Source organism: Streptomyces subrutilus, assembly GCF_008704535.1.
Taxonomy (GTDB): domain Bacteria; phylum Actinomycetota; class Actinomycetes; order Streptomycetales; family Streptomycetaceae; genus Streptomyces; species Streptomyces subrutilus.
The window spans coordinates 2,276,178-2,298,066 of the sequence record NZ_CP023701.1 but is presented as its reverse complement, the minus strand read 5'-3'; the positions used below and the strand labels follow the sequence as shown (position 1 = coordinate 2,298,066).

22 protein-coding genes are annotated in these 21,889 nt (G+C 73.1%); 21 read left to right on the top strand and 1 reads right to left on the bottom strand.

Annotated elements, in window-relative coordinates; all coding sequences use genetic code 11:
- The first annotated feature begins 11 nt into the window (after positions 1-11).
- The 3 genes from CP968_RS09735 (at position 12) to ftsH (ending at position 6,308) form a co-directional block, all read left to right on the top strand.
- Positions 12-2,438 carry a [protein-PII] uridylyltransferase gene (locus CP968_RS09735; protein ID WP_150517629.1) on the top strand — a complete coding sequence of 809 codons (2,427 nt, stop codon included), beginning with the start codon at positions 12-14 and terminating at the stop codon, positions 2,436-2,438.
- A gap of 158 nt (positions 2,439-2,596) precedes the next feature.
- Positions 2,597-4,168, top strand: coding sequence for a signal recognition particle protein (gene ffh / locus CP968_RS09730; RefSeq protein WP_150517628.1), 1,572 nt, complete (start codon positions 2,597-2,599; stop codon positions 4,166-4,168).
- Positions 4,169-4,373: 205 nt separating this feature from the next.
- Positions 4,374-6,308 (top strand): ATP-dependent zinc metalloprotease FtsH, encoded by a 1,935-nt coding sequence (gene ftsH, locus CP968_RS09725; RefSeq protein ID WP_150517627.1) that lies wholly within the window; start codon positions 4,374-4,376, stop codon positions 6,306-6,308.
- A 44-nt stretch (positions 6,309-6,352) separates the two neighbouring features.
- On the opposite strand, the gene CP968_RS09720 is transcribed toward ftsH, so the two are convergent.
- Positions 6,353-7,075, bottom strand: a complete 723-nt coding sequence (locus tag CP968_RS09720; RefSeq protein ID WP_150517626.1) for a methyltransferase type 11 — start codon at positions 7,073-7,075, stop codon at positions 6,353-6,355.
- Positions 7,076-7,206: 131 nt separating this feature from the next.
- On the opposite strand from CP968_RS09720, the gene proS reads away from it, so the two are divergent.
- The 18 genes from proS (at position 7,207) to CP968_RS09630 (ending at position 21,830) form a co-directional block, all read left to right on the top strand.
- Positions 7,207-8,619, top strand: a complete 1,413-nt coding sequence (proS, locus tag CP968_RS09715; protein WP_150517625.1) for a proline--tRNA ligase — start codon at positions 7,207-7,209, stop codon at positions 8,617-8,619.
- 203 nt (positions 8,620-8,822) lie between these two features.
- The gene (locus CP968_RS09710) at positions 8,823-9,419 is read left to right on the top strand and encodes a hypothetical protein (RefSeq protein WP_150517624.1); all 597 of its coding nucleotides are present in this window, start codon (positions 8,823-8,825) and stop codon (positions 9,417-9,419) included.
- Positions 9,420-9,587: 168 nt separating this feature from the next.
- Entirely contained in the window at positions 9,588-10,025 is a 438-nt protein-coding gene (rpsP, locus tag CP968_RS09705; protein WP_150517623.1) for a 30S ribosomal protein S16, read from the top strand.
- Positions 10,026-10,027: 2 nt separating this feature from the next.
- Positions 10,028-10,267 (top strand): RNA-binding protein, encoded by a 240-nt coding sequence (locus CP968_RS09700; protein ID WP_150517622.1) that lies wholly within the window; start codon positions 10,028-10,030, stop codon positions 10,265-10,267.
- Positions 10,268-10,348: 81 nt separating this feature from the next.
- A complete protein-coding gene (gene rimM / locus CP968_RS09695; protein WP_150517621.1) occupies positions 10,349-10,900 on the top strand; it encodes a ribosome maturation factor RimM in 552 nt (183 codons plus the stop codon).
- The gene (trmD, locus tag CP968_RS09690; protein WP_150517620.1) at positions 10,900-11,721 is read left to right on the top strand and encodes a tRNA (guanosine(37)-N1)-methyltransferase TrmD; all 822 of its coding nucleotides are present in this window, start codon (positions 10,900-10,902) and stop codon (positions 11,719-11,721) included. Before rimM ends, trmD begins: the two co-directional genes overlap by 1 nt.
- A gap of 132 nt (positions 11,722-11,853) precedes the next feature.
- Complete coding sequence (gene rplS, locus CP968_RS09685) at positions 11,854-12,204, top strand: 50S ribosomal protein L19 (RefSeq protein ID WP_031144161.1); 351 nt, start codon at positions 11,854-11,856, stop codon at positions 12,202-12,204.
- 44 nt (positions 12,205-12,248) lie between these two features.
- Positions 12,249-12,986, top strand: coding sequence for a signal peptidase I (gene lepB / locus CP968_RS09680; RefSeq protein ID WP_150517619.1), 738 nt, complete (start codon positions 12,249-12,251; stop codon positions 12,984-12,986).
- Entirely contained in the window at positions 12,979-13,935 is a 957-nt protein-coding gene (gene lepB, locus CP968_RS09675) for a signal peptidase I (RefSeq protein ID WP_150517618.1), read from the top strand. The genes lepB (CP968_RS09680) and lepB (CP968_RS09675) overlap by 8 nt, the downstream gene beginning before the upstream one ends.
- Positions 13,936-14,048: 113 nt before the next feature.
- Positions 14,049-14,948 (top strand): signal peptidase I, encoded by a 900-nt coding sequence (gene lepB / locus CP968_RS09670; RefSeq protein WP_150521832.1) that lies wholly within the window; start codon positions 14,049-14,051, stop codon positions 14,946-14,948.
- A gap of 44 nt (positions 14,949-14,992) precedes the next feature.
- On the top strand, positions 14,993-15,772 hold the full coding sequence (lepB, locus tag CP968_RS09665; RefSeq protein ID WP_150517617.1) for a signal peptidase I: 780 nt from the start codon (positions 14,993-14,995) through the stop codon (positions 15,770-15,772).
- 85 nt (positions 15,773-15,857) lie between these two features.
- Complete coding sequence (locus CP968_RS09660; protein ID WP_244330572.1) at positions 15,858-16,355, top strand: NUDIX hydrolase; 498 nt, start codon at positions 15,858-15,860, stop codon at positions 16,353-16,355.
- Positions 16,356-16,410: 55 nt separating this feature from the next.
- Entirely contained in the window at positions 16,411-16,719 is a 309-nt protein-coding gene (locus tag CP968_RS09655; protein ID WP_055510545.1) for a DUF2469 domain-containing protein, read from the top strand.
- A 247-nt stretch (positions 16,720-16,966) separates the two neighbouring features.
- Positions 16,967-17,338, top strand: a complete 372-nt coding sequence (locus CP968_RS09650) for a YraN family protein (RefSeq protein ID WP_150517616.1) — start codon at positions 16,967-16,969, stop codon at positions 17,336-17,338.
- The gene (locus tag CP968_RS09645; RefSeq protein ID WP_150517615.1) at positions 17,338-18,972 is read left to right on the top strand and encodes a YifB family Mg chelatase-like AAA ATPase; all 1,635 of its coding nucleotides are present in this window, start codon (positions 17,338-17,340) and stop codon (positions 18,970-18,972) included. The genes CP968_RS09650 and CP968_RS09645 overlap by 1 nt, the downstream gene beginning before the upstream one ends.
- Positions 18,969-20,174 (top strand): DNA-processing protein DprA, encoded by a 1,206-nt coding sequence (gene dprA / locus CP968_RS09640; protein ID WP_150517614.1) that lies wholly within the window; start codon positions 18,969-18,971, stop codon positions 20,172-20,174. The genes CP968_RS09645 and dprA overlap by 4 nt, the downstream gene beginning before the upstream one ends.
- Positions 20,175-20,383: 209 nt before the next feature.
- Entirely contained in the window at positions 20,384-21,220 is an 837-nt protein-coding gene (gene whiG, locus CP968_RS09635) for an RNA polymerase sigma factor WhiG (RefSeq protein ID WP_150517613.1), read from the top strand.
- 52 nt (positions 21,221-21,272) lie between these two features.
- Positions 21,273-21,830 (top strand): TetR/AcrR family transcriptional regulator, encoded by a 558-nt coding sequence (locus CP968_RS09630; RefSeq protein WP_150521830.1) that lies wholly within the window; start codon positions 21,273-21,275, stop codon positions 21,828-21,830.
- Positions 21,831-21,889: the final 59 nt, after the last annotated feature.

The window sequence follows — 21,889 nt, the reverse complement described above, 5'->3', positions numbered from 1 at the left end:
GGAGCCCCCGGGTGACGAGCGTCGACAAGACCACCGACCACACGGCCGACCCGGAGCCCGGCGGATACGCCGCGGCCCGGCTGCGACTCCTCCAGGAGGAGTCGCGGTCCGGGCCCGCGCGGCGTTCCGCCCTGTCCGGCCTGACCGACGACTGGCTGCGCGCCCTGTTCAAGACCGCCGTACGGGAGACCGGCACCCGGGGCGCCGTCCTCGTCGCCGTCGGGGGCTACGGCCGGGGCGAGCTCTCCCCGCGCAGCGACCTCGACCTCCTCCTGCTCCACGACGGCAAGGCCGAACCCCGTGCCCTGAGCGCCCTGGCCGACCGGATCTGGTACCCCGTGTGGGACCTCGGCCTCGCCCTCGACCACTCCGTCCGCACCCCCGCCGAGGCCCGCCGCACCGCCGCCGAGGACCTCAAGGCACACCTCGGCCTGCTGGACGCCCGGCCCGTCGCCGGAGACGCCGGGATGCTCGCCGGACTGCGCACCTCCGTCCTGGCCGACTGGCGCAACCAGGCCGCCAAACGCCTCCCGCAACTGCACTCCCTGTGCCGCGAGCGCGCCGAACGGGCCGGGGAACTGCGCTTCCTCCTCGAACCCGACCTCAAGGAGGCCCGCGGCGGCCTGCGCGACGTCACCGCCCTGCGGGCCGTCGCCGCCTCCTGGCTCGCCGACGCCCCCCGCGAGGGCCTCGCCGACGCCCGGCGCAGACTGCTGGACGTGCGCGACGCCCTGCACCTGGTCACCGGCCGGGCCACCGACCGGCTCTCCCTCCAGGAACAGGCCCAGGTCGCCGCCCGGCTCGGCCTCCTCGACGCGGACGCCCTGCTCCGCGAGGTGTACGAAGCGGCCCGGGTCGTCTCGTACGCCGGCGACGTGACCTGGCGGGAAGTCGGCCGCGTGCTGCGGGCCCGCGCCGCCCGGCCGAGACTGCGCGGACTCCTCGGCGGCCGCGGCCCCGCAGCCACCGAACGGGCCCCCCTCGCCGACGGCGTCGTGGAGTCCGACGGCGAAGCCGTCCTCGCCCTGGCCGCCCGGCCCGACCGGGACCCCGTCCTGGCCCTGCGCCTGGGCGCCGCCGCCGCGCAGGCAGGACTGCCCGTGTCGCTGCACGCCCTGCGCCGGCTCGCCGCCCAGGCCAAACCGCTGCCGGTGCCCTGGCCCGCCGAAGCCCGCGAAGAACTGCTGACCCTGCTGGGCGCGGGCGAGCCGATGGTCGGCGTCTGGGAGGCCATGGAGGCCGAAGGGCTGATCACCCGACTGCTGCCCGACTGGGAGCGCGTACGCTGCCGCCCCCAGCGCAACCCCGTCCACACCTGGACGGTCGACCGGCACCTGATCGAGACCGCCGTCCGCGCCGCCGACCTCACCCGCCGCGTCGGCCGGCCCGACCTGCTGCTCACCGCCGCCCTGCTGCACGACATCGGCAAGGGCTGGCCCGGCGACCACTCGGTCGCCGGCGAGACCATCGCCCGCGACGTCGCCGCCCGGATCGGCTTCGGCGCCGAGGACGTCGCCGCGCTGGGCACCCTCGTCCGCCACCACCTGCTGCTCGTCGAGACCGCGACCCGGCGCGACCTGGACGACCCCGCGACCGTGCGTGCGGTCGCCGACGCCGTGGGCTCCCCCTCCACGCTGGAGATACTGCACGCCCTGACCGAGGCCGACGCCCTGGCCACCGGACCCGCGGCCTGGAGCACCTGGCGCGGCTCGCTCGTCGCCGACCTCGTCGCCCGGGTCGCCGCCGTCCTGCGCGGCACCACCCCGGCCGTACGGGAACCGCACATCCCCTCCACCGAACAGGAACGCCTCGCCGTGGAGGCCCTGCGCACCGGAGAGCCCGTCCTGGCCCTGCACGCCCGGCACGAGGAGGACGCCGTCGGCGTGGAACTCGTCGTCGCGGTACCCGACCAGCCCGGGGTCCTGCCCGCCGTCGCCGGGGTCCTCGCCCTGCACCGCCTCACCGTCCGGGCCGCCGACCTGCGCTCCGTCGAACTGCCGGACCGGCTCGGCGAGGTCCTGGTGCTGCGCTGGCGGGTGGCCGCCCAATACGGCTCGCTGCCGCAGGTGGCGCGGCTGCGGACCGACGTGATCCGGGCACTGGAGGGCTCGCTCGACGTCCCGGCCAAGCTCGCCGACCGCGAGGCCGCCTACCCGCGCCGGCGCGGGGTCGTCCCGCCGCCGCCCCGGGTCACGGCCGTACCGGACGTCTCCTCCGTGGCCACCGTGCTGGAGGTGCGGGACCCCGACGCCGTCGGACTGCTGCACCGCATCGGCCGGGCCCTGGACGAGGCGGGCGCCCGGGTGCGCAGCGCCCACGTCTCGACGCTCGGCGCCAACGCGGTGGACACCGTCTACGTGGTCGACGGCGAGGGCAAACCGCTGTCCGCGCCGGACGCCGCCGACCTGGCCCGCCGCGTCCAGGCCGCGCTGTCCTGACCCCCCTCCCGGGCTCCCGGGCCCCCGCCGGGGCCCGGGACGGGGGAGGAGAGCGGCCTCCTGAGAGGGGAAAGCCGCCCGCAGGGCCGTGCAGGCGGCGCGGCCCGATACCCTGGGGGACGACCACACCGCCCCCGACCCGAGGAATCGCGACCACCGTGTTCGATACGCTCTCCGACCGCTTGGCGAATACCTTCAAGGGCCTGCGCGGCAAAGGCCGGCTGTCCGAGGCTGACATCGACGCCGCGGCCCGGGAAATCCGTATCGCGCTCCTGGAGGCGGACGTCGCCCTCCCGGTCGTCCGCTCCTTCATCGCGAACGTCAAGGAACGCGCGCGCGGCGAAGAGGTCAGCAAGGCCCTGAACCCGGGCCAGCAGGTCCTCAAGATCGTCAACGACGAGCTCGTGACGATCCTCGGCGGCGAGACGCGGCGGCTGCGGTTCGCCAAGACCGCCCCCACCGTCATCATGCTGGCCGGCCTCCAGGGCGCGGGCAAGACCACCCTGGCCGGAAAGCTCGGCCTCTGGCTGAAGGGGCAGGGACACGCCCCGCTCCTCGTCGCGTGCGACCTCCAGCGCCCCAACGCCGTCAACCAGCTCTCCGTCGTCGCCGAGCGCGCGGGCGTCGCCGTGTACGCGCCCCAGCCCGGCAACGGGGTCGGCGACCCGGTCCAGGTCGCGAAGGACTCCATCGAGTACGCGCGCACCAAGCAGTACGACGTCGTGGTCGTCGACACCGCCGGCCGCCTCGGCATCGATGCCGAACTGATGCAGCAGGCCGCCGACATCCGCGACGCGGTCAGCCCCGACGAGATCCTCTTCGTCGTCGACGCGATGATCGGCCAGGACGCGGTCAACACCGCCGAGGCCTTCCGCGACGGCGTGGGCTTCGACGGCGTCGTGCTCTCCAAGCTCGACGGCGACGCCCGCGGCGGCGCCGCGCTCTCCATCGCGCACGTCACCGGCAAGCAGATCATGTTCGCCTCGAACGGCGAGAAGCTCGACGAGTTCGACGCGTTCCACCCGGACCGCATGGCGGGCCGCATCCTCGACATGGGTGACATGCTCACCCTCATCGAGCAGGCCGAGAAGACCTTCTCGCAGGCCGAGGCCGAGAAGATGGCGGCCAAGCTCGCCAAGGGCCCCAAGGAGTTCACGCTCGACGACTTCCTGGCCCAGATGGAGCAGGTCCGGAAGATGGGCTCCATCTCCAAGCTGCTCGGCATGCTCCCCGGCATGGGCCAGATCAAGGACCAGATCAACAACATCGACGAGCGCGACGTGGACCGCACCGCCGCGATCATCAAGTCGATGACCCCGGCCGAGCGCCAGGACCCGACGATCATCAACGGTTCGCGCCGCGCCCGCATCGCCAAGGGCTCCGGCACCGAGGTCAGCGCCGTGAAGTCGCTGGTCGAGCGCTTCTTCGACGCCCGCAAGATGATGTCGCGGATGGCCCAGGGCGGCGGCATGCCCGGTATGCCGGGCATCCCCGGGATGGGCGGCGGCCCCGGCCGGCAGAAGAAGCAGATCAAGCAGGCCAAGGGCAAGCGCAAGAGCGGCAACCCGATGAAGCGCAAGGAAGAGGAGGCCGCGGCCGCGGCCCGGCGCGAGCAGGGCCCGCAGGCCGTCGAGCCCGCGCCCGGCGCCAACCCCTTCGGACTCCCCACCGGGGGCCCGGGCGGCGGGGACTTCGACCTCCCCGACGAGTTCAAGAAGTTCATGAAGTAGCCGCGTGACGCGGCGGCCGACCGCAGCGGCCGTACGTGCGAGGGCCCCGCCCGGGATCGATCCCGGGCGGGGCCCTCGCACGTACGGCCACCCGTCGGCCCCCGGTCCGCCCCGCGCCCCTCCCGCGCCCGCCCCGGATCTGCGGGGGCAATGATCCCCTTTGTCGCTTATCGTCGGCCGGGAGGACGGCAGAAGGAGGCGCCCCGTGCCCAGTCCCACCCCCGTACCGCCCCGCGACCGGGCCGACACCCCCTGGCGCTCCGAGGGCGCGCCGCCCGCCCCCGCGCCCAGGAAGCGGATGCCGGGCGGCTGGCGCGGGCTGATCCTCACCGCGCTGATCGTCTACCTCCTCACCAACCTCGTCCTGTCGTTCTTCAACGAGGGCGACGAGCCGACCGTCTCGTACACCGAGTTCAGCAGACAGGTCGCCGACGGCAACGTCTCGAAGATCTACTCCAAGGGCGACGCCATCCAGGGCGAGCTGAAGGCCAAGCAGCCCCTGCCCGACGGGGGCAAGGGCGACTACACCAAATTCGTCACCCAGCGGCCCGCCTTCGCCGACGACCAGCTCTGGGCCGAGCTCACGAAGCAGAAGGTCACCGTCACCGCCTCCCCGGTCGTCGTGCAGCGCAGCTTCCTCGCCAACCTGCTGATCTCCCTGGCCCCCATGCTGCTCCTGGTCCTGCTGTGGATCTTCATCGCCCGCCGCATGTCCATGGGCGGCGGAGCCATGGGCGGCCTGGGCCGCAAGGCACCGCCCAAGCCGGTGGAACTCGAAGGCGCGCAGCGCACCACCTTCGAGGACGTCGCCGGCATCGACGAGGTCGAGGGCGAGCTCAACGACGTCGTCGACTTCCTCAGGAACCCCGACGCCTACCGCAGGATGGGCGCCCGCATGCCCCGCGGCGTCCTGCTGTCCGGGCCGCCCGGCACCGGCAAGACCCTGCTCGCCCGCGCCGTCGCCGGCGAGGCCGGAGTGCCCTTCTTCTCCGCGTCCGCCTCCGAGTTCATCGAGATGATCGTCGGCGTCGGCGCCTCCCGGGTGCGCGAGCTGTTCACCGAGGCCCGCAAGGTCGCCCCCGCGATCATCTTCATCGACGAGATCGACACCATCGGCCGCGCCCGCGGCGCCGGAGCCGGCATGGGCGGCCACGACGAACGCGAACAGACCCTCAACCAGATCCTCACCGAGATGGACGGCTTCACCGGCTCCGAAGGCGTCGTCGTCCTGGCCGCCACCAACCGCGCGGACGTCCTCGACCCGGCCCTGACCCGCCCCGGCCGCTTCGACCGCACGGTGGTCGTCTCGCCGCCCGACCGGCCCGGACGCGAGGCCATCCTGCGCATCCACACCCGCGACATCCCCCTCGCCGACGACGTGGACCTCGCCCAGGTGGCCCGCAGCACCCCCGGCATGACCGGCGCCGAACTGGCCAACCTCGCCAACGAGGGCGCACTGCTCGCCGTCAAGCGCGGCCGGCCCGCCGTCACCCGCGCCGACCTGTCCGACGCCCTGGAGAAGGTCCAGCTCGGCGCGGAACGCTCCCTCGTGATGCCCGAGGAGGAGCGCCGCCGCACCGCCTACCACGAGAGCGGCCACGCCCTCCTGGGCATGCTCCAACCGGGCGCCGATCCCGTCCGCAAGATCACCATTGTCCCCCGCGGCCGCGCCCTCGGCGTCACCCTCTCGACCCCGGACGCCGACCGGTACGCCTACACGGAGGAGTACCTCCGCGGCCGCATCATCGGCGCCCTCGGCGGCATGGCCGCCGAGCACACCGTCTACGACGTCATCACCACCGGCTCCGAAAGCGACCTGGAACAGGTCACCGGCATCGTCCGCGGCATGATCGGCCGCTGGGGCATGAGCGAGCGCGTCGGCCGCCTCACCGCCGTCCCGTCCGACGGGCAGAGCCCCTACGGCCTCTCCGCCGCCCCCGCCACGCTCGACGCGGTGGACCACGAGATGCGCCGCGTCGTCGACGAGTGCTACGAGGAGGCCTGCCGCCTGCTGCGCGCGCACCGCCCGCAGCTCGACTCCCTCGCCGAGGCCCTCCTCGCCGCGGAGACCCTCGACGAGGCGGCCGCCTACGCCGCCGCCGGCATCCCGCGCCTGACGAAGGACCACGGCACGGACTGACCGCGCGGCCCGGCCCCGCCCGGCCTGCGGCCCGGACGGCCCCGTCAGGCCATCCGGGCGATCACGTACCGGAAGATGTTCGGCAGCCACACCGCCCCGTCCGACCGCTCGAACGGGTGCAGGGCCTCCGTCAGCTCCTTCTCCGCGAGCGCGGGATCGGCCATCGCGCAGCGGACGGCGCCCGCCGGCCCCGCGGAACCGGTGCCCGCGACGGGATACAGCCCCGTCGACAGCAGCCCGCGCACCGCGCTGTCCACGTCCGCGTACCCGAACGGGCAGAACACCCGCCCCGATCCGTCCGGCCGCAGCCCGGCCCGCTCCACCAGCCCGTCCAGGTCCCGCGGCACCGGACCCCCGCCCAGCACCGCCGGCACCGTGCACCGCTCCGCCGGACCCCAGTCGGCCAGCACCACGGCCCCGCCCCGGCGGACGGACGGCAGGGCCGCCTCCAGGGCCCCCGGAGCCGGCGCGAAGGCCAGCAGGGCGTCGTACGGGCGCGGCGCGGCCGGCGGATCCGCCAGCACCTCCAGCAGCCGCTCGCGGGCCAGGGCCCGCCGGGCCGGATCCGCCTCCACGCCCGTGGCCGCGGCTCCCCGTCCGGCCGCGAGCAGCAGGGGCAGTCCGGCCCCGCAGCCGAGGCCCAGCAGCCGGTCGCCCGGCCCGACCTCCAGTCGGTCGTAGACCGCCTCGTACAGCGGTACCAGCATCCGTTCCTGGATCTCCGCCCAGTCCCGGGCGACGAGCGTCGCCGTCGGCGTCAATGTCATCGAAAGAGCGCTCCTGATTCCATGTCGCCCCCTTGCCCCCGTTGCCAGGGAACTCCCCATTCGCCCCCGCGTCCAGAGGAGCGCGCCACCCGATTCACGGATCGTGCACCCGGCGCCGTACGATTCGCGACATGGCAAAGGCTCCCGTTCTCACCCCGCAGGCGGAGGATTTCCCCCGCTGGTACCAGGATCTGATCAACAAGGCCGAGCTGGCCGACAACGGCCCTGTGCGCGGCACCATGGTCATCCGGCCGTACGGCTACGGCCTGTGGGAGCGGATGCAGCAGGAGATGGACGCGCGCATCAAGGACGCGGGCGCCCAGAACGCGTACTTCCCGCTGTTCATCCCGCAGTCGTACCTGACGAAGGAAGCCGAGCACGTCGAGGGCTTCGCCCCCGAGCTCGCGGTCGTCACGCACGGCGGCGGCAAGGAGCTGGAGGAGCCGGTCGTCGTCCGGCCCACCTCCGAGACCATCATCAACGACTACTTCTCCAAGTGGGTCCAGAGCTACCGCGACCTGCCGCTGCTCATCAACCAGTGGGCCAACGTGGTCCGCTGGGAGATGCGCCCGCGCGTGTTCCTCCGTACGAGCGAGTTCCTCTGGCAGGAGGGCCACACCGCCCACGCCACGTACGAGGACGCCCGCGCGTACGCCGCCCGGATCCACCGCGACGTCTACGGCGACTTCATGACGAACGTCCTGGGCATCGACGTCGTCCTCGGCCGCAAGACCGCCAAGGAGCGCTTCGCCGGCGCCATCAACACCCTCACCCTCGAAGGCATGATGGGTGACGGCAAGGCCCTCCAGCTGGGCACCAGCCACGAGCTCGGCACCAACTTCGCCAAGGCATTCAACACGCAGTACCTGTCGAAGGAAGGCAAGCAGGAGCTCGTCTGGCAGACCTCGTGGGGCGTCTCGACCCGCATGGTCGGCGGCCTGATCATGTCGCACGGCGACGACAACGGCCTGCGCGTCCCGCCGCGCCTCGCACACGTCCAGGTCGTCGTCATGGCGATCAAGGGCGACGAGGCCGTGGCCAAGGTCCGCGAGCTGGGCGCGCAGCTCAAGGCCGCCGGCCTGCGGGTGCAGGTCGACGACCGCGTCGACACCCCCTTCGGCCGCCGCGCCGTGGACTGGGAGCTCAAGGGCGTGCCGGTCCGCATCGAGATCGGCCCCCGCGACCTGGAGGCCGGCACCGCGATGCTGGCCCGCCGCATCCCGGGCGGGAAGACCCCGGTGCAGATCGACGCCCTCGCCGACCTGCTGCCCAAGGTGCTGGACGAGGACCAGGCCCAGCTCCTGCGCGAGTCCCGCGAGCGCCGCGAGGCCCGTACGTCCGACGTCTCGACCATCGAGGAGGCCGCCGAGGCAGCCATCGCCGGCGGCTGGGCGCGCATCCCGTGGGCCGACCTCGGCCCCGAGGGCGAGGCCAGGCTGGCCGAGCAGGCCGTCTCCGTGCGCTGCCTGATCGCCGCCGACGGATCGGTCCCGGAGGCCGACGACGCCCCCGGCACCCTCGCGATCGTCGCGCGCTCCTACTAGCCCCCGACGTGCCCGGGCGGCCACGCCCCGGCGCGCGGCAGGAGCCGCGTGCCGGGGCGTAGTCGTCGTTACCTACCGACTCCTCCTGGGATCGGCGCACCCGTCCTCGTCAGGACGCATGAGACTGAACTGACTGGTACGTGCAAAAAATTTGGAATGGCCCGGAATCGGAACACCGGGGCACCCCGGCTCGTTGTCACGACGTGAGCACGACACCACCTGTTCTCGCCGCAGAGCTGGCGCAGGCGTGGGCCGATATTCAGCGGTACCACCCCGAGCTGCCTGACCTTGCCGCACCCGAGTCCCTGATCGGTGAGTCCTCGTCCGCCTGCGGCGCCGAGCTCTCCTTCGAGCGACTGCTGCACGAGGCAGTCCATGGCATCGCCGCCGCCCGTGGAGTCCGCGACACCTCGCGCGCCGGCCGCTACCACAACCGCAGATTCCTGGCGATCGCCGAGGAGATGGGACTGGACCATGCCGAGGAGCCGCACGCCAGCAGCGGCTTCTCCCTGGTCTCGCTCAACCCCGAGGCCAAGAAGCGCTACCGCCCCACGATGGAGCGGCTCCAGCGCGCACTGAAGGCGCACACGGCCGCGACGGCCGCCGACACCAAGCGCAGCTTCCGCGGACCGGCCGCCCGGCACGGGTCCTCGGGCGGCGGCGTCCGGGTCAAGGCGGTCTGCGACTGCGGGCGCAACGTGCGGGTGGTCCCCTCCGTACTGGCCCAGGCGCCGATCGTCTGCGGGGGCTGCATGAAGCCCTTCCGCATCCCGGACGTGGCCATCGCGGCGGCTTCCTGACCGCGCGCGGCGGTGCCGCGGGCGTATGGCACAATGGACAGCTGTACTCGACAGTCGCATAGGACCCCTCTCTCCTCCGGCTGACGCGTCCATCGGGCACCCGAGTACCGCAACCCCACGTGGCATCTCATGTGCCCAACCACGTCAAGTTCAGGAGACACCACTCCAGTGGCAGTCAAGATCAAGCTCAAGCGCCTCGGCAAGATTCGCCAGCCGCACTACCGCATCGTCGTCGCCGACTCGCGCACCCGCCGCGATGGCCGTGCGATCGAGGAAATCGGTCTGTACCACCCCACGTACAACCCGTCGCGCATCGAGGTCAACGCCGAGCGTGCGCAGTACTGGCTGTCCGTCGGCGCCCAGCCCACCGAGGCTGTGCTCGCCATCCTGAAGCTGACCGGTGACTGGCAGGCCCACAAGGGCCTCCCCGCCCCCGCGCCGCTGCTCCAGCCGGCCACGAAGGAAGACAAGCGTCGCACCTTCGACGAGTTCGCCAAGACCCTTGAGGGTGGCGACGCCAAGGGCGAGGCCATCACGCAGAAGGCGAAGAAGGCCGACAAGAAGGCGGACGAGGCCGAGGCCGCCGCCGAGTCGACCGAGGCCTGAGCATGCTCGAGGAGGCTCTTGAGCACCTCGTGAAGGGCATTGTGGACAACCCCGACGACGTGCAGGTCGCCTCGCGCGACCTGCGCCGCGGGCAGGTGCTGGAGGTCCGGGTCCACCCGGACGATCTCGGCAAGGTGATCGGCCGCAACGGCCGCACCGCACGTGCTCTGCGTACCGTCGTGGGCGCCATCGGCGGCCGCGGCATCCGCGTCGACCTCGTCGACGTGGACCAGGTCCGCTGAGAAGTTGAACCACCGGCACGGGCCGGGGAGGGCATTCGTGCCCGCCCCGGCCCGTCGTCGTCTGAACAGGAGAGACACACAGTGGAGCTGGTAGTCGCGCGGATCGGCCGCGCCCACGGCATCAAGGGTGAGGTCACCGTCGAGGTGCGGACCGACGAGCCCGAGCTGCGGCTCGGCCCGGGCGCCGTGCTGCGGACCGAACCGGCGTCGGCGGGACCCCTGACCATCGAGACGGGCCGGGTGCACAGCGGGAGGCTGCTGCTCCGCTTCGCCGGCGTCAAGGACCGCACCGGCGCGGAGGCGCTGCGCAACACCCTGCTGATCGCCGAGGTCGACCCGGCGGAGCTGCCCGAGGAGCCCGACGAGTACTACGACCACCAGCTGATGGACCTGGACGTGGTGCTGGAGGACGGCACCGGGATCGGCCGGATCACCGAGATCTCGCACCTGCCGTCCCAGGACCTCTTCATCGTGGAGCGCCCCGACGGCACCGAGGTGATGATCCCGTTCGTCGAGGAGATCGTCGCCGAGATCGACCTGGAGGAGCAGCGCTGCGTCATCACCCCGCCGCCCGGGCTGATCGACGACCGTGCGGAGATCGCCTCGGCGCGCGATGCCGGGGAAGAAGCCTGATGCGTCTCGACGTCGTCACGATCTTCCCCGAGTACCTGGAGCCGCTGAACGTCTCCCTCGTCGGCAAGGCCCGCGCCCGCGGACAGCTCGACGTCCACGTCCACGACCTGCGCGACTGGACGTACGACCGGCACAACACGGTGGACGACACCCCGTACGGCGGCGGCCCCGGCATGGTCATGAAGACCGAGCCGTGGGGCGAGGCGCTGGACTCGGCGCTGGCCGACGGCTACGAGTCGGGCGCACACGGCCCCGTCCTGGTCGTCCCCACGCCCAGCGGCCGGCCGTTCACCCAGGAACTGGCCGTGGAACTGTCCGAGCGGCCCTGGCTCGTCTTCACCCCGGCCCGCTACGAGGGCATCGACCGACGGGTCGTCGACGAGTACGCGACCCGCATGCCGGTCTACGAGGTCTCCATCGGCGACTACGTCCTGGCGGGCGGCGAAGCGGCCGTCCTGGTCGTCACCGAGGCCGTGGCCCGACTGCTGCCCGGGGTGCTCGGCAACGCCGAATCGCACCGGGACGACTCCTTCGCCCCCGGCGAGATGGCCAACCTGCTGGAGGGGCCCGTCTACACCAAGCCCCCCGAGTGGCGCGGCCGGGACATCCCGGAGGTGCTGCTGAGCGGCCACCACGGGAAGATCGCCCGCTGGCGCCGGGACGAGGCCTTCCGCCGGACCGCGCGCAACCGGCCCGACCTGATCGAGCGGTGCGGGGCCGCGGCCTTCGACAAGAAGGACCGCGAACTCCTCTCCGTCCTGGGCTGGACGCCGACCCCCGACGGCCGGTTTTGGCGCAGGCCGCAGTCCGTGGAAGAATGAGCGGCTGCTGTACGCCCGCGAGCGCCCCTGCCACAGGGGGACCGTCGCCCGCCGGGTGGAGCAGCTCCCGAATTCTCTCCGGAAACCCGCCCGGCGGCCTGTGGCGTCGTGCGAAGAAAGCAGACGAAGAACATGTCTCACCTGCTCGATGGCGTCAACGCCGCCGCGCTCCGCTCGGACGTCCCGGCCTTCCGCCCCGGTGACACCGTCAACGTCCACGTCCGCGTGATCGAGGGCAACCGCTCCCGTATCCAGCAGTTCAAGGGCGTCGTCATCCGCCGCCAGGGCGCCGGTGTCTCCGAGACCTTCACGGTCCGCAAGGTCTCCTTCAGCGTCGGCGTGGAGCGCACCTTCCCGGTCCACTCCCCGATCTTCGAGAAGATCGAGCTCGTCACCCGCGGTGACGTGCGCCGCGCCAAGCTGTACTACCTCCGTGAGCTCCGCGGCAAGGCCGCGAAGATCAAGGAGAAGCGCGACAACTGAGGTCCCCTTCGGGGTCCGGGGCGGGCCGGATAGGCTCGCCCCCGATGGACACCGAAGCACCTCACACGCAGCGCGGCCACTCTTCCCCCGGACCGGGGGAGGGGCGGTCGCGCTTCGCGTTGTCCCGGGCCGGACGGGCGGGCCGGCCGCGGCAGCTCACCTGGCGCCGGGCCGGGGTGCTCGGCGTGATCTGCACCGTCTTCCTGCTGCTGCTCAGCAACTTCGTGGTGCAGCCCTTCCTGATCCCCAGCCGCTCGATGGAGCCGACCCTGAAGGTCGGGGACCGGGTGCTGGTGAACAAGCTGGCGTACCGGTTCGGCGACCTGCCGCGCCGCGGGGACGTGGTGGTCTTCGACGGCACCGGGTCCTTCGTGCAGGAGCGGCCCGAGGGCAATCCCGTCGGCGAGGTGCTGCACGGGGCGGCGTCCGCGCTCGGCCTCGCCGAGCCCTCGGACACGGACTTCGTGAAGCGGGTCGTGGGCGTCGGCGGCGACGACGTGGTGTGCTGCGACGCCGGCGGCCGGATCGCGGTCAACGGGGTCCCGCTGGACGAGCCGTACCTGTTCCCCGGCGACGCGCCCTCAAGGGTGCCCTTCCGCATCGTCGTGCCCCTTGGGACCCTGTGGGTGATGGGCGACCACCGGTCCCACTCCCGGGACTCGCGGGACCACCTGGGCGAGCCGGGCGGGGGGATGGTGCCGGTGGACAAGGTGATCGGGCGGGCCGACCGGATCGGCTGGCCGGTGTCGCGCTGGGGTTCACCGGGCGGGAGCCGTGGGTAGCCGGGGGCGGCCGAGATCCGGCCGGCCGCCGGAGCCCGAGCGGGACCCCGAGCCCGAGCGGGACCCGGAGCCCGAGCGGGCGCCTTGGTCCGAGCGCGCGCGTGAACCCGAGCGGGCGCCTTGGTCCGAGCGCGCGCCCGAGCGGGCGTCCGGGCAGGCCGAGGAGCCGGTGGTCGAGGGCGGCCGGGCCGAGCGGCGCCGGCTGGCGCGCCGGGTCCGCCGGCGCCGCCGCACCCGCCGGGTCGGCGAACTGCCGCTGCTGGTGGCCGTGGCGCTCTGCATCGCCCTCGTGCTCAAGACCTTCCTCGTCCAGGCGTTCTTCATCCCGTCGGGCTCGATGGAGCAGACCATCCGCATCGGCGACCGGGTGCTGGTGGACAAACTGACCCCGTGGTTCGGCTCCCAGGTCGAGCGCGGTGACGTCGTCGTGTTCAAGGACCCGGGCGGCTGGCTCCGGGGCGAGGCCCGGCCCGCGCCGGACCCGGTCGGCGTCAAGCAGGTCAAGGAGACGCTGACCTTCATCGGCCTGCTGCCCTCGGCGGACGAGCAGGACCTGATCAAGCGGGTCATCGGGGTCGGCGGAGACACCGTCGCGTGCTGCGACGCCCGCGGCCGGGTCACCGTCAACGGCGCGCCGCTCGATGAGCCGTACGTGAACGCCGGCAACGCCCCCTCCGAGATCCGCTTCGAGGTCCGGGTGCCCGCCGGGCGGCTCTTCGTCATGGGGGACCACCGGGCCAATTCGGCCGACTCCCGCTACCACCTCGACGAGGCCTTCGAGGGGACCATCGACGTGAACGGGGTCGTCGGCGAGGCCGTGGTGATCGCCTGGCCGTACGGGCACTGGAGCCGGCTGGAACAGCCCGCGACCTTCCGCACGGTGCCCGATCGGGCCCGGCGGACCGGACGGCGCCGTCGCGGGCGCCGACGTGACCTGACGTTCGCATAGTGTGTCCTCGGTCTCCCGCGCCTTAGGGAACTCCCGCTCGTTAGGGGAGGGGAGGGCCCGTGTCCGGTTCGGCGCGGGCGGCGATCGCGAGTGAGGGAGTGGATGTGGGGGATGTGGCGGTAGGCGCACGATCCGGACGCGACGAGGGCGACGAGCGGCCGGACGACGCCGTAGGGAGCACGGCCGGGGACGAGGCGGCCGAGGAGCCCCCGCACCACCGTTCGTTCTGGAAGGAGCTCCCGCTCCTCATCGGCATCGCCCTGCTGCTGGCCCTGCTGATCAAGACCTTCCTGGTGCAGGCGTTCTCGATCCCGTCCGACTCGATGCAGAACACCCTGCAGCGCGGCGACCGGGTGCTGGTGGACAAGCTGACCCCGTGGTTCGGCTCCGAGCCCGAGCGCGGTGAGGTCGTGGTCTTCCACGACCCCGCGAACTGGCTCTCCGGAGAGCCCACTCCGGAGCCGAACATCGCGCAGAAGGCCCTCAGCTGGATCGGCCTCATGCCGTCCGCCGAGGAGAAGGACCTGATCAAGCGGACCATCGCCATCGGCGGGGACACGGTCGAGTGCAAGAAGGGGGGACCGGTCGTCGTCAACGGCAAGGAGCTGGACGAGCCGTACATCTTCCCGGGCAACACCCCGTGCGACGACGCGCCGTTCGGCCCGATCACCGTGCCCAAGGGCAAGCTCTGGGTGATGGGCGACCACCGCCAGAACTCCCAGGACTCCCGCTACCACATGCAGGACTCCACCCAGGGGTTCGTCCCGGTCAAGGACGTCGTCGGGCGGGCCGTCGTCGTCGCGTGGCCGATCAACCGCTGGGCCACCCTGCCGGTTCCGGACACCTTCGACCAGCCCGGCATCGACAACCAGAAGGCGGCCACCGCCCTCGGTCTCGGCGCGTCCGGGCTGGCCCCGGTCGGTCTCGGCCCGGCCGCGCTCGGCCTCGCGGGCGCGGTCCCGCTGGTCATGTGGCGCCGACGGAGGCTGACCAGCGGGCGTACCGCCCGGTAGGGTGCCGCCCAGGTCGACGATCTCCGACGTGTGGGGGCGCTGCAATGGGCGGAACGGACGCAATACGCGGTGGCAGGGACGGCCGCGGCGCTCTCGGCAACACGCTGTCGGGGATCGCCGTGGCCGTCGGCTTCGCGCTCTTCCTCGGCGGGTTCGTGTGGGGGGCGCTGGTGTACCAGCCCTACACCGTCCCGACCGACTCGATGATGCCCACCGTCCTCCCGGGCGACCGGGTACTGGCGCAGCGCATCGACGGCGGTGAGGTCCGTCGCGGAGACGTGATCATCTTCAACGACTCCGCGTGGAGCGACCTCCCCATGGTCAAGCGGGTCGTCGGCATCGGCGGCGACACCGTCAAGACCGGCGCCGACGGCGCGCTGACGGTCAACGGCGTCACCCTCGACGAGCCGTACATCGACGACGCCGCACCCGAATCGGGACTCGCCATGCCGCCCGGCCAGCCCGCCGCGCCCGGCACCCCCTTCGAGGTCACGGTGCCCGAGGGCAACCTCTTCCTGCTGGGCGACCGGCGCGGTGCCTCGCTCGACTCCCGCGCCCACCTCCAGGAAGCCGGGCAGGGGACCGTACCGAGGTCCGCCGTGAGCGCCCGCGTCGACGCCCGGGCCTGGCCCTCCGCGGGGATGCTGGAACGCCCCCGGACCTACGCGGACCTGCCCGGCGGGGTCTCGCGGCCCGGGCCGCTGCGCCTCCAGCTGGCCGCGGTGGCGGCCGGAGCCCTGCTGGTCGTCCTCGGAGCCGCGTACGGGCCCCTCGCGCGGGTCCTGGGGCGCGGGCGGCGCAGGGAGCCGGCCGGTGCCCGCTGAACCGGTGCCGGGGGCGCCCGCACCGGACGGGGGGCTTGCGAGGTGTGCGGACGAGGGGGCGGTGGCGGGGCCGGACGCGGGAGCGGTGGCGGAGACCGCGGCCGCGGCGCGGAGGGTGTCGCGCCTGGTCCTGCTGGACCCGGCGGACCGGATCCTGCTGCTCCACGGCTTCGAACCGGCCGATCCCGCCGACACCTGGTGGTTCACCCCCGGCGGAGGCCTGGAGGGCGGCGAGAGCCGGGAGCAGGCCGCACTGCGGGAACTCGCCGAGGAGACGGGGATCACAGAGGTCGAACTGGGGCCGGTGCTGTGGCGCCGGTACTGCTCCTTCCCCTTCGACGGGCGGCGCTGGGAGCAGGACGAGTGGTACTTCCTGGCCCGCACCACGCGCACGGAGACCGAGATGAGCGGCCTCACCGAGCTGGAACGGCGCAGCGTCGCCGGAGCGAGGTGGTGGACCTCCGAGGAACTTCTCTCGGCCCGTGAGACGGTGTACCCGACCAGACTCGCCGGGCTGCTCCGTACGCTGCTCGACGACGGTCCTCCGGGTGTGCCGGTGGTCCTGCCCCCGGAAATCGTTTAGGGGCGCGGGGGCCTGGCGCACAATAGGGGGACGCACGGCTGAAGGGGAACATGCCATGAGTGCCGAGGACCTCGAAAAGTACGAGACCGAGATGGAGCTGAAGCTCTATCGGGAGTACCGCGACGTCGTCGGGCTGTTCAAGTACGTGATCGAGACCGAACGCCGTTTCTACCTCACCAACGACTACGAGATGCAGGTGCACTCGGTCCAGGGGGAGGTCTTCTTCGAGGTCTCGATGGCCGACGCGTGGGTCTGGGACATGTACCGGCCGGCCCGGTTCGTGAAGCAGGTGCGGGTGCTCACGTTCAAGGACGTGAACATCGAGGAGCTCAACAAGAGCGACCTGGAGCTGCCGAGCAGCTGACCAGCCGACGCCCGGCCGCGCGCCGTCGTGTGACCCGCCGTCCTGTGGTCCCGTCCTCCCGTCTTTACTGCCCTCCCGCCCTCCCGCTCACCCGCCCTCCCGGCGTCCGTTGTGCTCGGCCCGTGCGTATGTACCAGCCCGTTTTCACTCGAACGGGTGGTGGGGTTGTCCACAACGCGGTGGTTGTCCACCAAGATCCACAGGGTGGGCGGGGGAGCGGGATCGTCGGTACCGGAGGTGGTGCCGAATGGACACGAAAGACGTGGCACGACAGGCATTGGGGCGGTACGGCGAGGACCTCGCGGCACGCCGGCTCACCGAAGCCGGGATGACCGTCATCGCACGGAACTGGCGGTGCCGCGGCGGGGAGATCGACATCGTCGCGCGCGACGGGGACGCCCTCGTCGTCTGCGAGGTCAAGACCCGCCGGGCGGGGGCGTTCGAACACCCCATGGCCGCGGTGCGCCCCGGCAAGGCCGAGCGGCTGCGCGCTCTGGCCCTGCGCTGGCTCGCCGACCACGGCGGACCCCCTCCCGGCGGGGTCCGCATCGACCTCGTCGGGATCGTGCTGCCCCGCCGCGGCGCCCCCCTGGTGGAACACGCCCGGGGGGTGGCCTGATGGGGTTCGCCCGCGCCTGCTCGGTGGCCCTGGTCGGCGTCGACGGCGTGGTGGTCGAGGTCCAGGCCGACCTGGAGCCCGGGGTCGCCGCCTTCACCCTGGTCGGGCTGCCCGACAAGACCCTGATCGAGAGCCGCGACCGGGTGCGCGCCGCCATCGCCAACTCGGGAGCGGCCTGGCCGCAGAAGAAGCTGACGGTCGGCCTCAGCCCGGCCTCCGTACCCAAGTCCGGCGCCGGCTTCGACCTCGCCGTGGCGGCCGCCGTCCTGGGCGCCGCCGAGATCGTCGACCCCGGCGCCATCGCCGACCTCGTCCTCATCGGAGAACTCGGTCTGGACGGCCGCGTCCGCCCGGTCCGGGGGATCCTCCCCGCGGTCCTCGCCGCCGCGGAGGCCGGCTACCGGCAGGTCGTCGTACCGCAGCAGTGCGCCGCCGAGGCCGCGCTCGTGCCCGACGTCGCGGTGCTCGGCGTCCGCAGCCTGCGCCAGCTGATCGCCGTCCTCACGGGTGCGCCGGTCCCCGAGGAGGAGCGGCCCGAACCGCCCGGCCGGCCGGACCCGATGCTGGCCGGGCTGGTGCTGCCCGGCGCCGGGCTCGGCACCGGGATCGCACCCGGCCGCACCGGGCAGGCCGACTGCGCCGACCACCCCGACCTCGCTGACGTGGCCGGCCAGCACGGCGCACGCCGCGCACTGGAGGTGGCCGCCGCCGGAGGCCACCACCTCTTCCTCAACGGACCCCCCGGAGCCGGCAAGACCATGCTGGCCGAACGGCTGCCCTGGATCCTGCCGCCCCTCACCCGACAGGACTCCGTGGAGGTCACCGCCGTCCACTCGGTCGCCGGGATCCTCCCGCCCGGCGAACCGCTCGTCACCCGGCCGCCCTACTGCGCGCCCCACCACTCCGCCACCATGCAGTCCCTGGTGGGCGGCGGGAGCGGGGTCCCGCGGCCGGGCGCGGTCTCCCTGGCCCACCGCGGAGTGCTCTTCCTGGACGAGGCCCCGGAATTCCACGGCCGCGCCCTCGACGCGCTGCGCCAGCCCCTCGAATCCGGGCACGTCGTCATCGCCCGGGCCGCCGGGGTCGTCAGACTGCCCGCCCGGTTCCTGATGGTGCTCGCCGCCAACCCCTGTCCCTGCGGCCGGCACACCCTGCACGGCACGGGATGCGAATGCCCGGCCTCGGTGATCCGCCGCTACCAGGCCCGGCTGTCCGGGCCGCTGCTCGACCGGGTGGACCTGCGCGTGGAGGTCGAGCCCGTCACCCGCTCCGACCTGCTCCGCCAAGGCGGCCGCGGCGAGCCCACCGCCGCGGTCGCGGACCGCGTCCGGGCGGCCAGGGAACGCGCCGCCGTCCGCCTCGCCGACACCCCCTGGCGGATCAACTCCGAAGTACCCGGACAGGAGTTGCGCACCCGCTGGCAGACGGCGCCCGGAGCGTTGGCCCAGGCCGAACGGGACCTGGAGCGCGGACTGCTCACCGCACGCGGGCTGGACCGGGTACTGCGGGTCGCCTGGACCGTCGCCGACCTCCGGGGCCGGGACCGCCCCGAGGCACCGGACGTGGCCGTCGCCCTGGAACTGCGGACCGGCATCGCACGCGGGGCCGCCCTGGTACCGGGAGCCCCCTCATGACCGCCGCCCCGCCCGAGGCCCCCGCGCCGCCGTCGGAGGAGGACGCGGAACTGCTGGCGCGGGCCGCCCTCACCCGGGTGCTGGAACCGGGCGAGGAGCACGGCGGGCGCTGGCTGCGGGAACACGGCGCCGTGACCCTGCTCCGCCTGCTGACCGGCCCGGAGCCGCAGAGCTCCGCGCTCACCGGAGTACGGCCGCAGCGGCTCGCCGGATACCGCAGACGGGCCGAGCTCGCCGACCCCCGGCAGGACCTGGAGCGGGCCGCCGCCTCGGGAGCGCGGTTCGTCTGCCCCGGCTCGGCGGAGTGGCCGACCCAGCTCGACGACCTCGGCGACGCCCGCCCCATCGGGCTGTGGCTGCGGGGCCGGCCCCACCTGCGGACCTGGGCCCTGCGCTCGGTCGCCGTGGTCGGAGCCCGAGCCTGCACCCCGTACGGAGCGCACATGGCGCAGGTCCTGGCCACCGGACTCGCCGAGCACGGCTGGGTCGTGGTCTCCGGCGCGGCCTACGGCATCGACGGCGCCGCCCACCGCGGGGCCCTGGCCTCCGGCGGCGCCACCGCGGCGGTGCTGGCCTGCGGCGTCGACGTCTCCTACCCCCGGGGCCACGCCGAGCTCCTCGGCCGCATCGCCCGCCAAGGCCTGGTCATCGGGGAGCTGCCGCCCGGCAGCCACCCCACCCCCACCCGGTTCGTCCTGCGCAACCGGGTCATCGCCGCCCTCACCCGGGGCACCGTCGTGGTGGAGGCCGCCCACCGCAGCGGCTCCCTCGTCACCGCCCGGCGGGCCCGCGAGCTCGGCCGGTCCACCATGGGCGTCCCCGGCCCCGCCACCAGCGGACTGTCGGCCGGAGTCCACGAACTGCTGCGCGGCGAGGCCGTACTGGTCACCGACGCGGCCGAGATCGTGGAGCTGGTCGGCGCCATCGGCGAACTGGCTCCCGAACGGCGCGGACCGGTCCTGGCCCGCGACCACCTCGACCCCGAGACGGCCCGGGTGCTCGAAGCCCTCCCGGCGGGCCGCACCGCGGACGCCGACGAGCTGGCACTTGCCTCCGGCACCAGCGCAGACGACGTCATCGGCAGACTGTACGAACTTCACTCTCTGGGGTTCGTCGAACGGCAGGGCGACGGCTGGCAGTTGATCAGACATCCACCGGCAACAGGCACGCAAACCGGGACCGTTCGGCGAGGCGGTCGTTGACCTGGGGCGTTCCGGTGAAAGAGTGAAACCGATGAGAGACGCGGTCTTCCCGGTGGCGGTCTCCGGGACCGTGCGCCGAGCGCCGGTCCCGGGTCGCCCACGCGGTCCCGGGCGACTCTGCGGCCCCGCGCGATCCCGTACTCTTCGCGCACCGCGACACTTCCGTCACGCTACGCTCCCAAGGAATCCCGCTCCGGCAAAGGCGAAGCATGCCCCAGCACACCTCAGGGTCTGACCGCGCTGCGGTGCCCCCCGCTGCCCGCGGCAGCGTGCGGTCCACCGCACCCTCGTCCCTGGAGGTGCTGTGGCGCTCGTACAAGGACTCCGGCGACGAGCGGCTGCGGGAGCAGCTGATCCTGCACTACTCGCCGCTGGTGAAATACGTGGCCGGACGCGTCAGCGTCGGCCTGCCACCCAACGTCGAGCAGGCCGACTTCGTCTCCTCGGGCGTCTTCGGGCTGATCGACGCCATCGAGAAGTTCGACATCGAGCGGTCGATCAAGTTCGAGACCTACGCGATCACCCGCATCCGCGGCGCGATGATCGACGAGCTGCGCGCGCTGGACTGGATCCCCCGCTCGGTCCGCCAGAAGGCGCGCGCCGTCGAGCGCGCCTACGCCACGCTGGAGGCCCAGCTCCGCCGCACCCCGACGGAGAGCGAGGTCGCGGGCGAAATGGGCATCGCGGTGGAGGACCTCCACGCGGTCTTCAGCCAGCTGTCCCTGGCCAACGTGGTCGCCCTGGAGGAGCTGCTGCACGCCGGAGGCGAGGGCGGCGACCGCCTCTCGCTCATGGACACCCTGGAGGACACCGCCGCCGACGACCCCGTCGAAGTGGCGGAGGACCGCGAACTGCGGCGGCTCCTGGCCCGCGCCATCAACACCCTCCCCGAGCGGGAGAAGACGGTCGTGACCCTCTACTACTACGAGGGCCTCACCCTGGCCGAGATCGGCAACGTGCTGGGCGTGACCGAGAGCCGGGTCAGCCAGATCCACACCAAGTCGGTGCTGCAACTGCGGGCGAAGCTGGCGGATGTGGGGCGGTGAGCTTGCGGTACCTCCGTAGAGTGGACGCGTGCCCAGGATTCGAGCGGCCTCCGTGGCCGAGCACCGGTCGATGCAGCGCGGCGCCCTCTTGGACGCCGCGCGTTCCCTGCTGTCCGAAGGCGGGACGGAAGCCCTGACCTTCCCCGCCCTCGCCGAGCGGACCGGCCTCGCCCGGTCCTCCGTGTACGAGTACTTCCGCTCCCGCGCCGCGGTGGTCGAGGAACTGTGCGCCGTGGACTTCCCGGTGTGGGCCGCCGAGATCGAGGGGGCGATGGAACGCGCCGAGACGCCCGAGGAGAAGATCGAGGCCTACGTGCGCAGCCAGCTGGGACTGGTCGGCGACCGGCGGCACCGGGCCGTGGTGGCGATCTCGGCCAGCGAGCTCGACGCCGGGGCGCGGGAGAAGATCCGCGCGGCCCACGGCGGGCTCGTCGCGATGATCGTCGAGGCCCTCGCCGCACTCGGGCAGTCCGAACCGCGGCTCGCGGCGATGCTGCTCCAAGGCGTGGTCGACGCTGCGGTACGGCGCATCGAACTCGGCGCGGCCGAAGACCCGGCCGTGGTGACGGCCGCGGCGGTCGCGATGGCGCTGCGCGGCGTCCGGGGCTGAGACCCTCACCTGCCCCACTTCACCCCCGCCCCCACCCCCACCCCCACCCCCACCCCCAC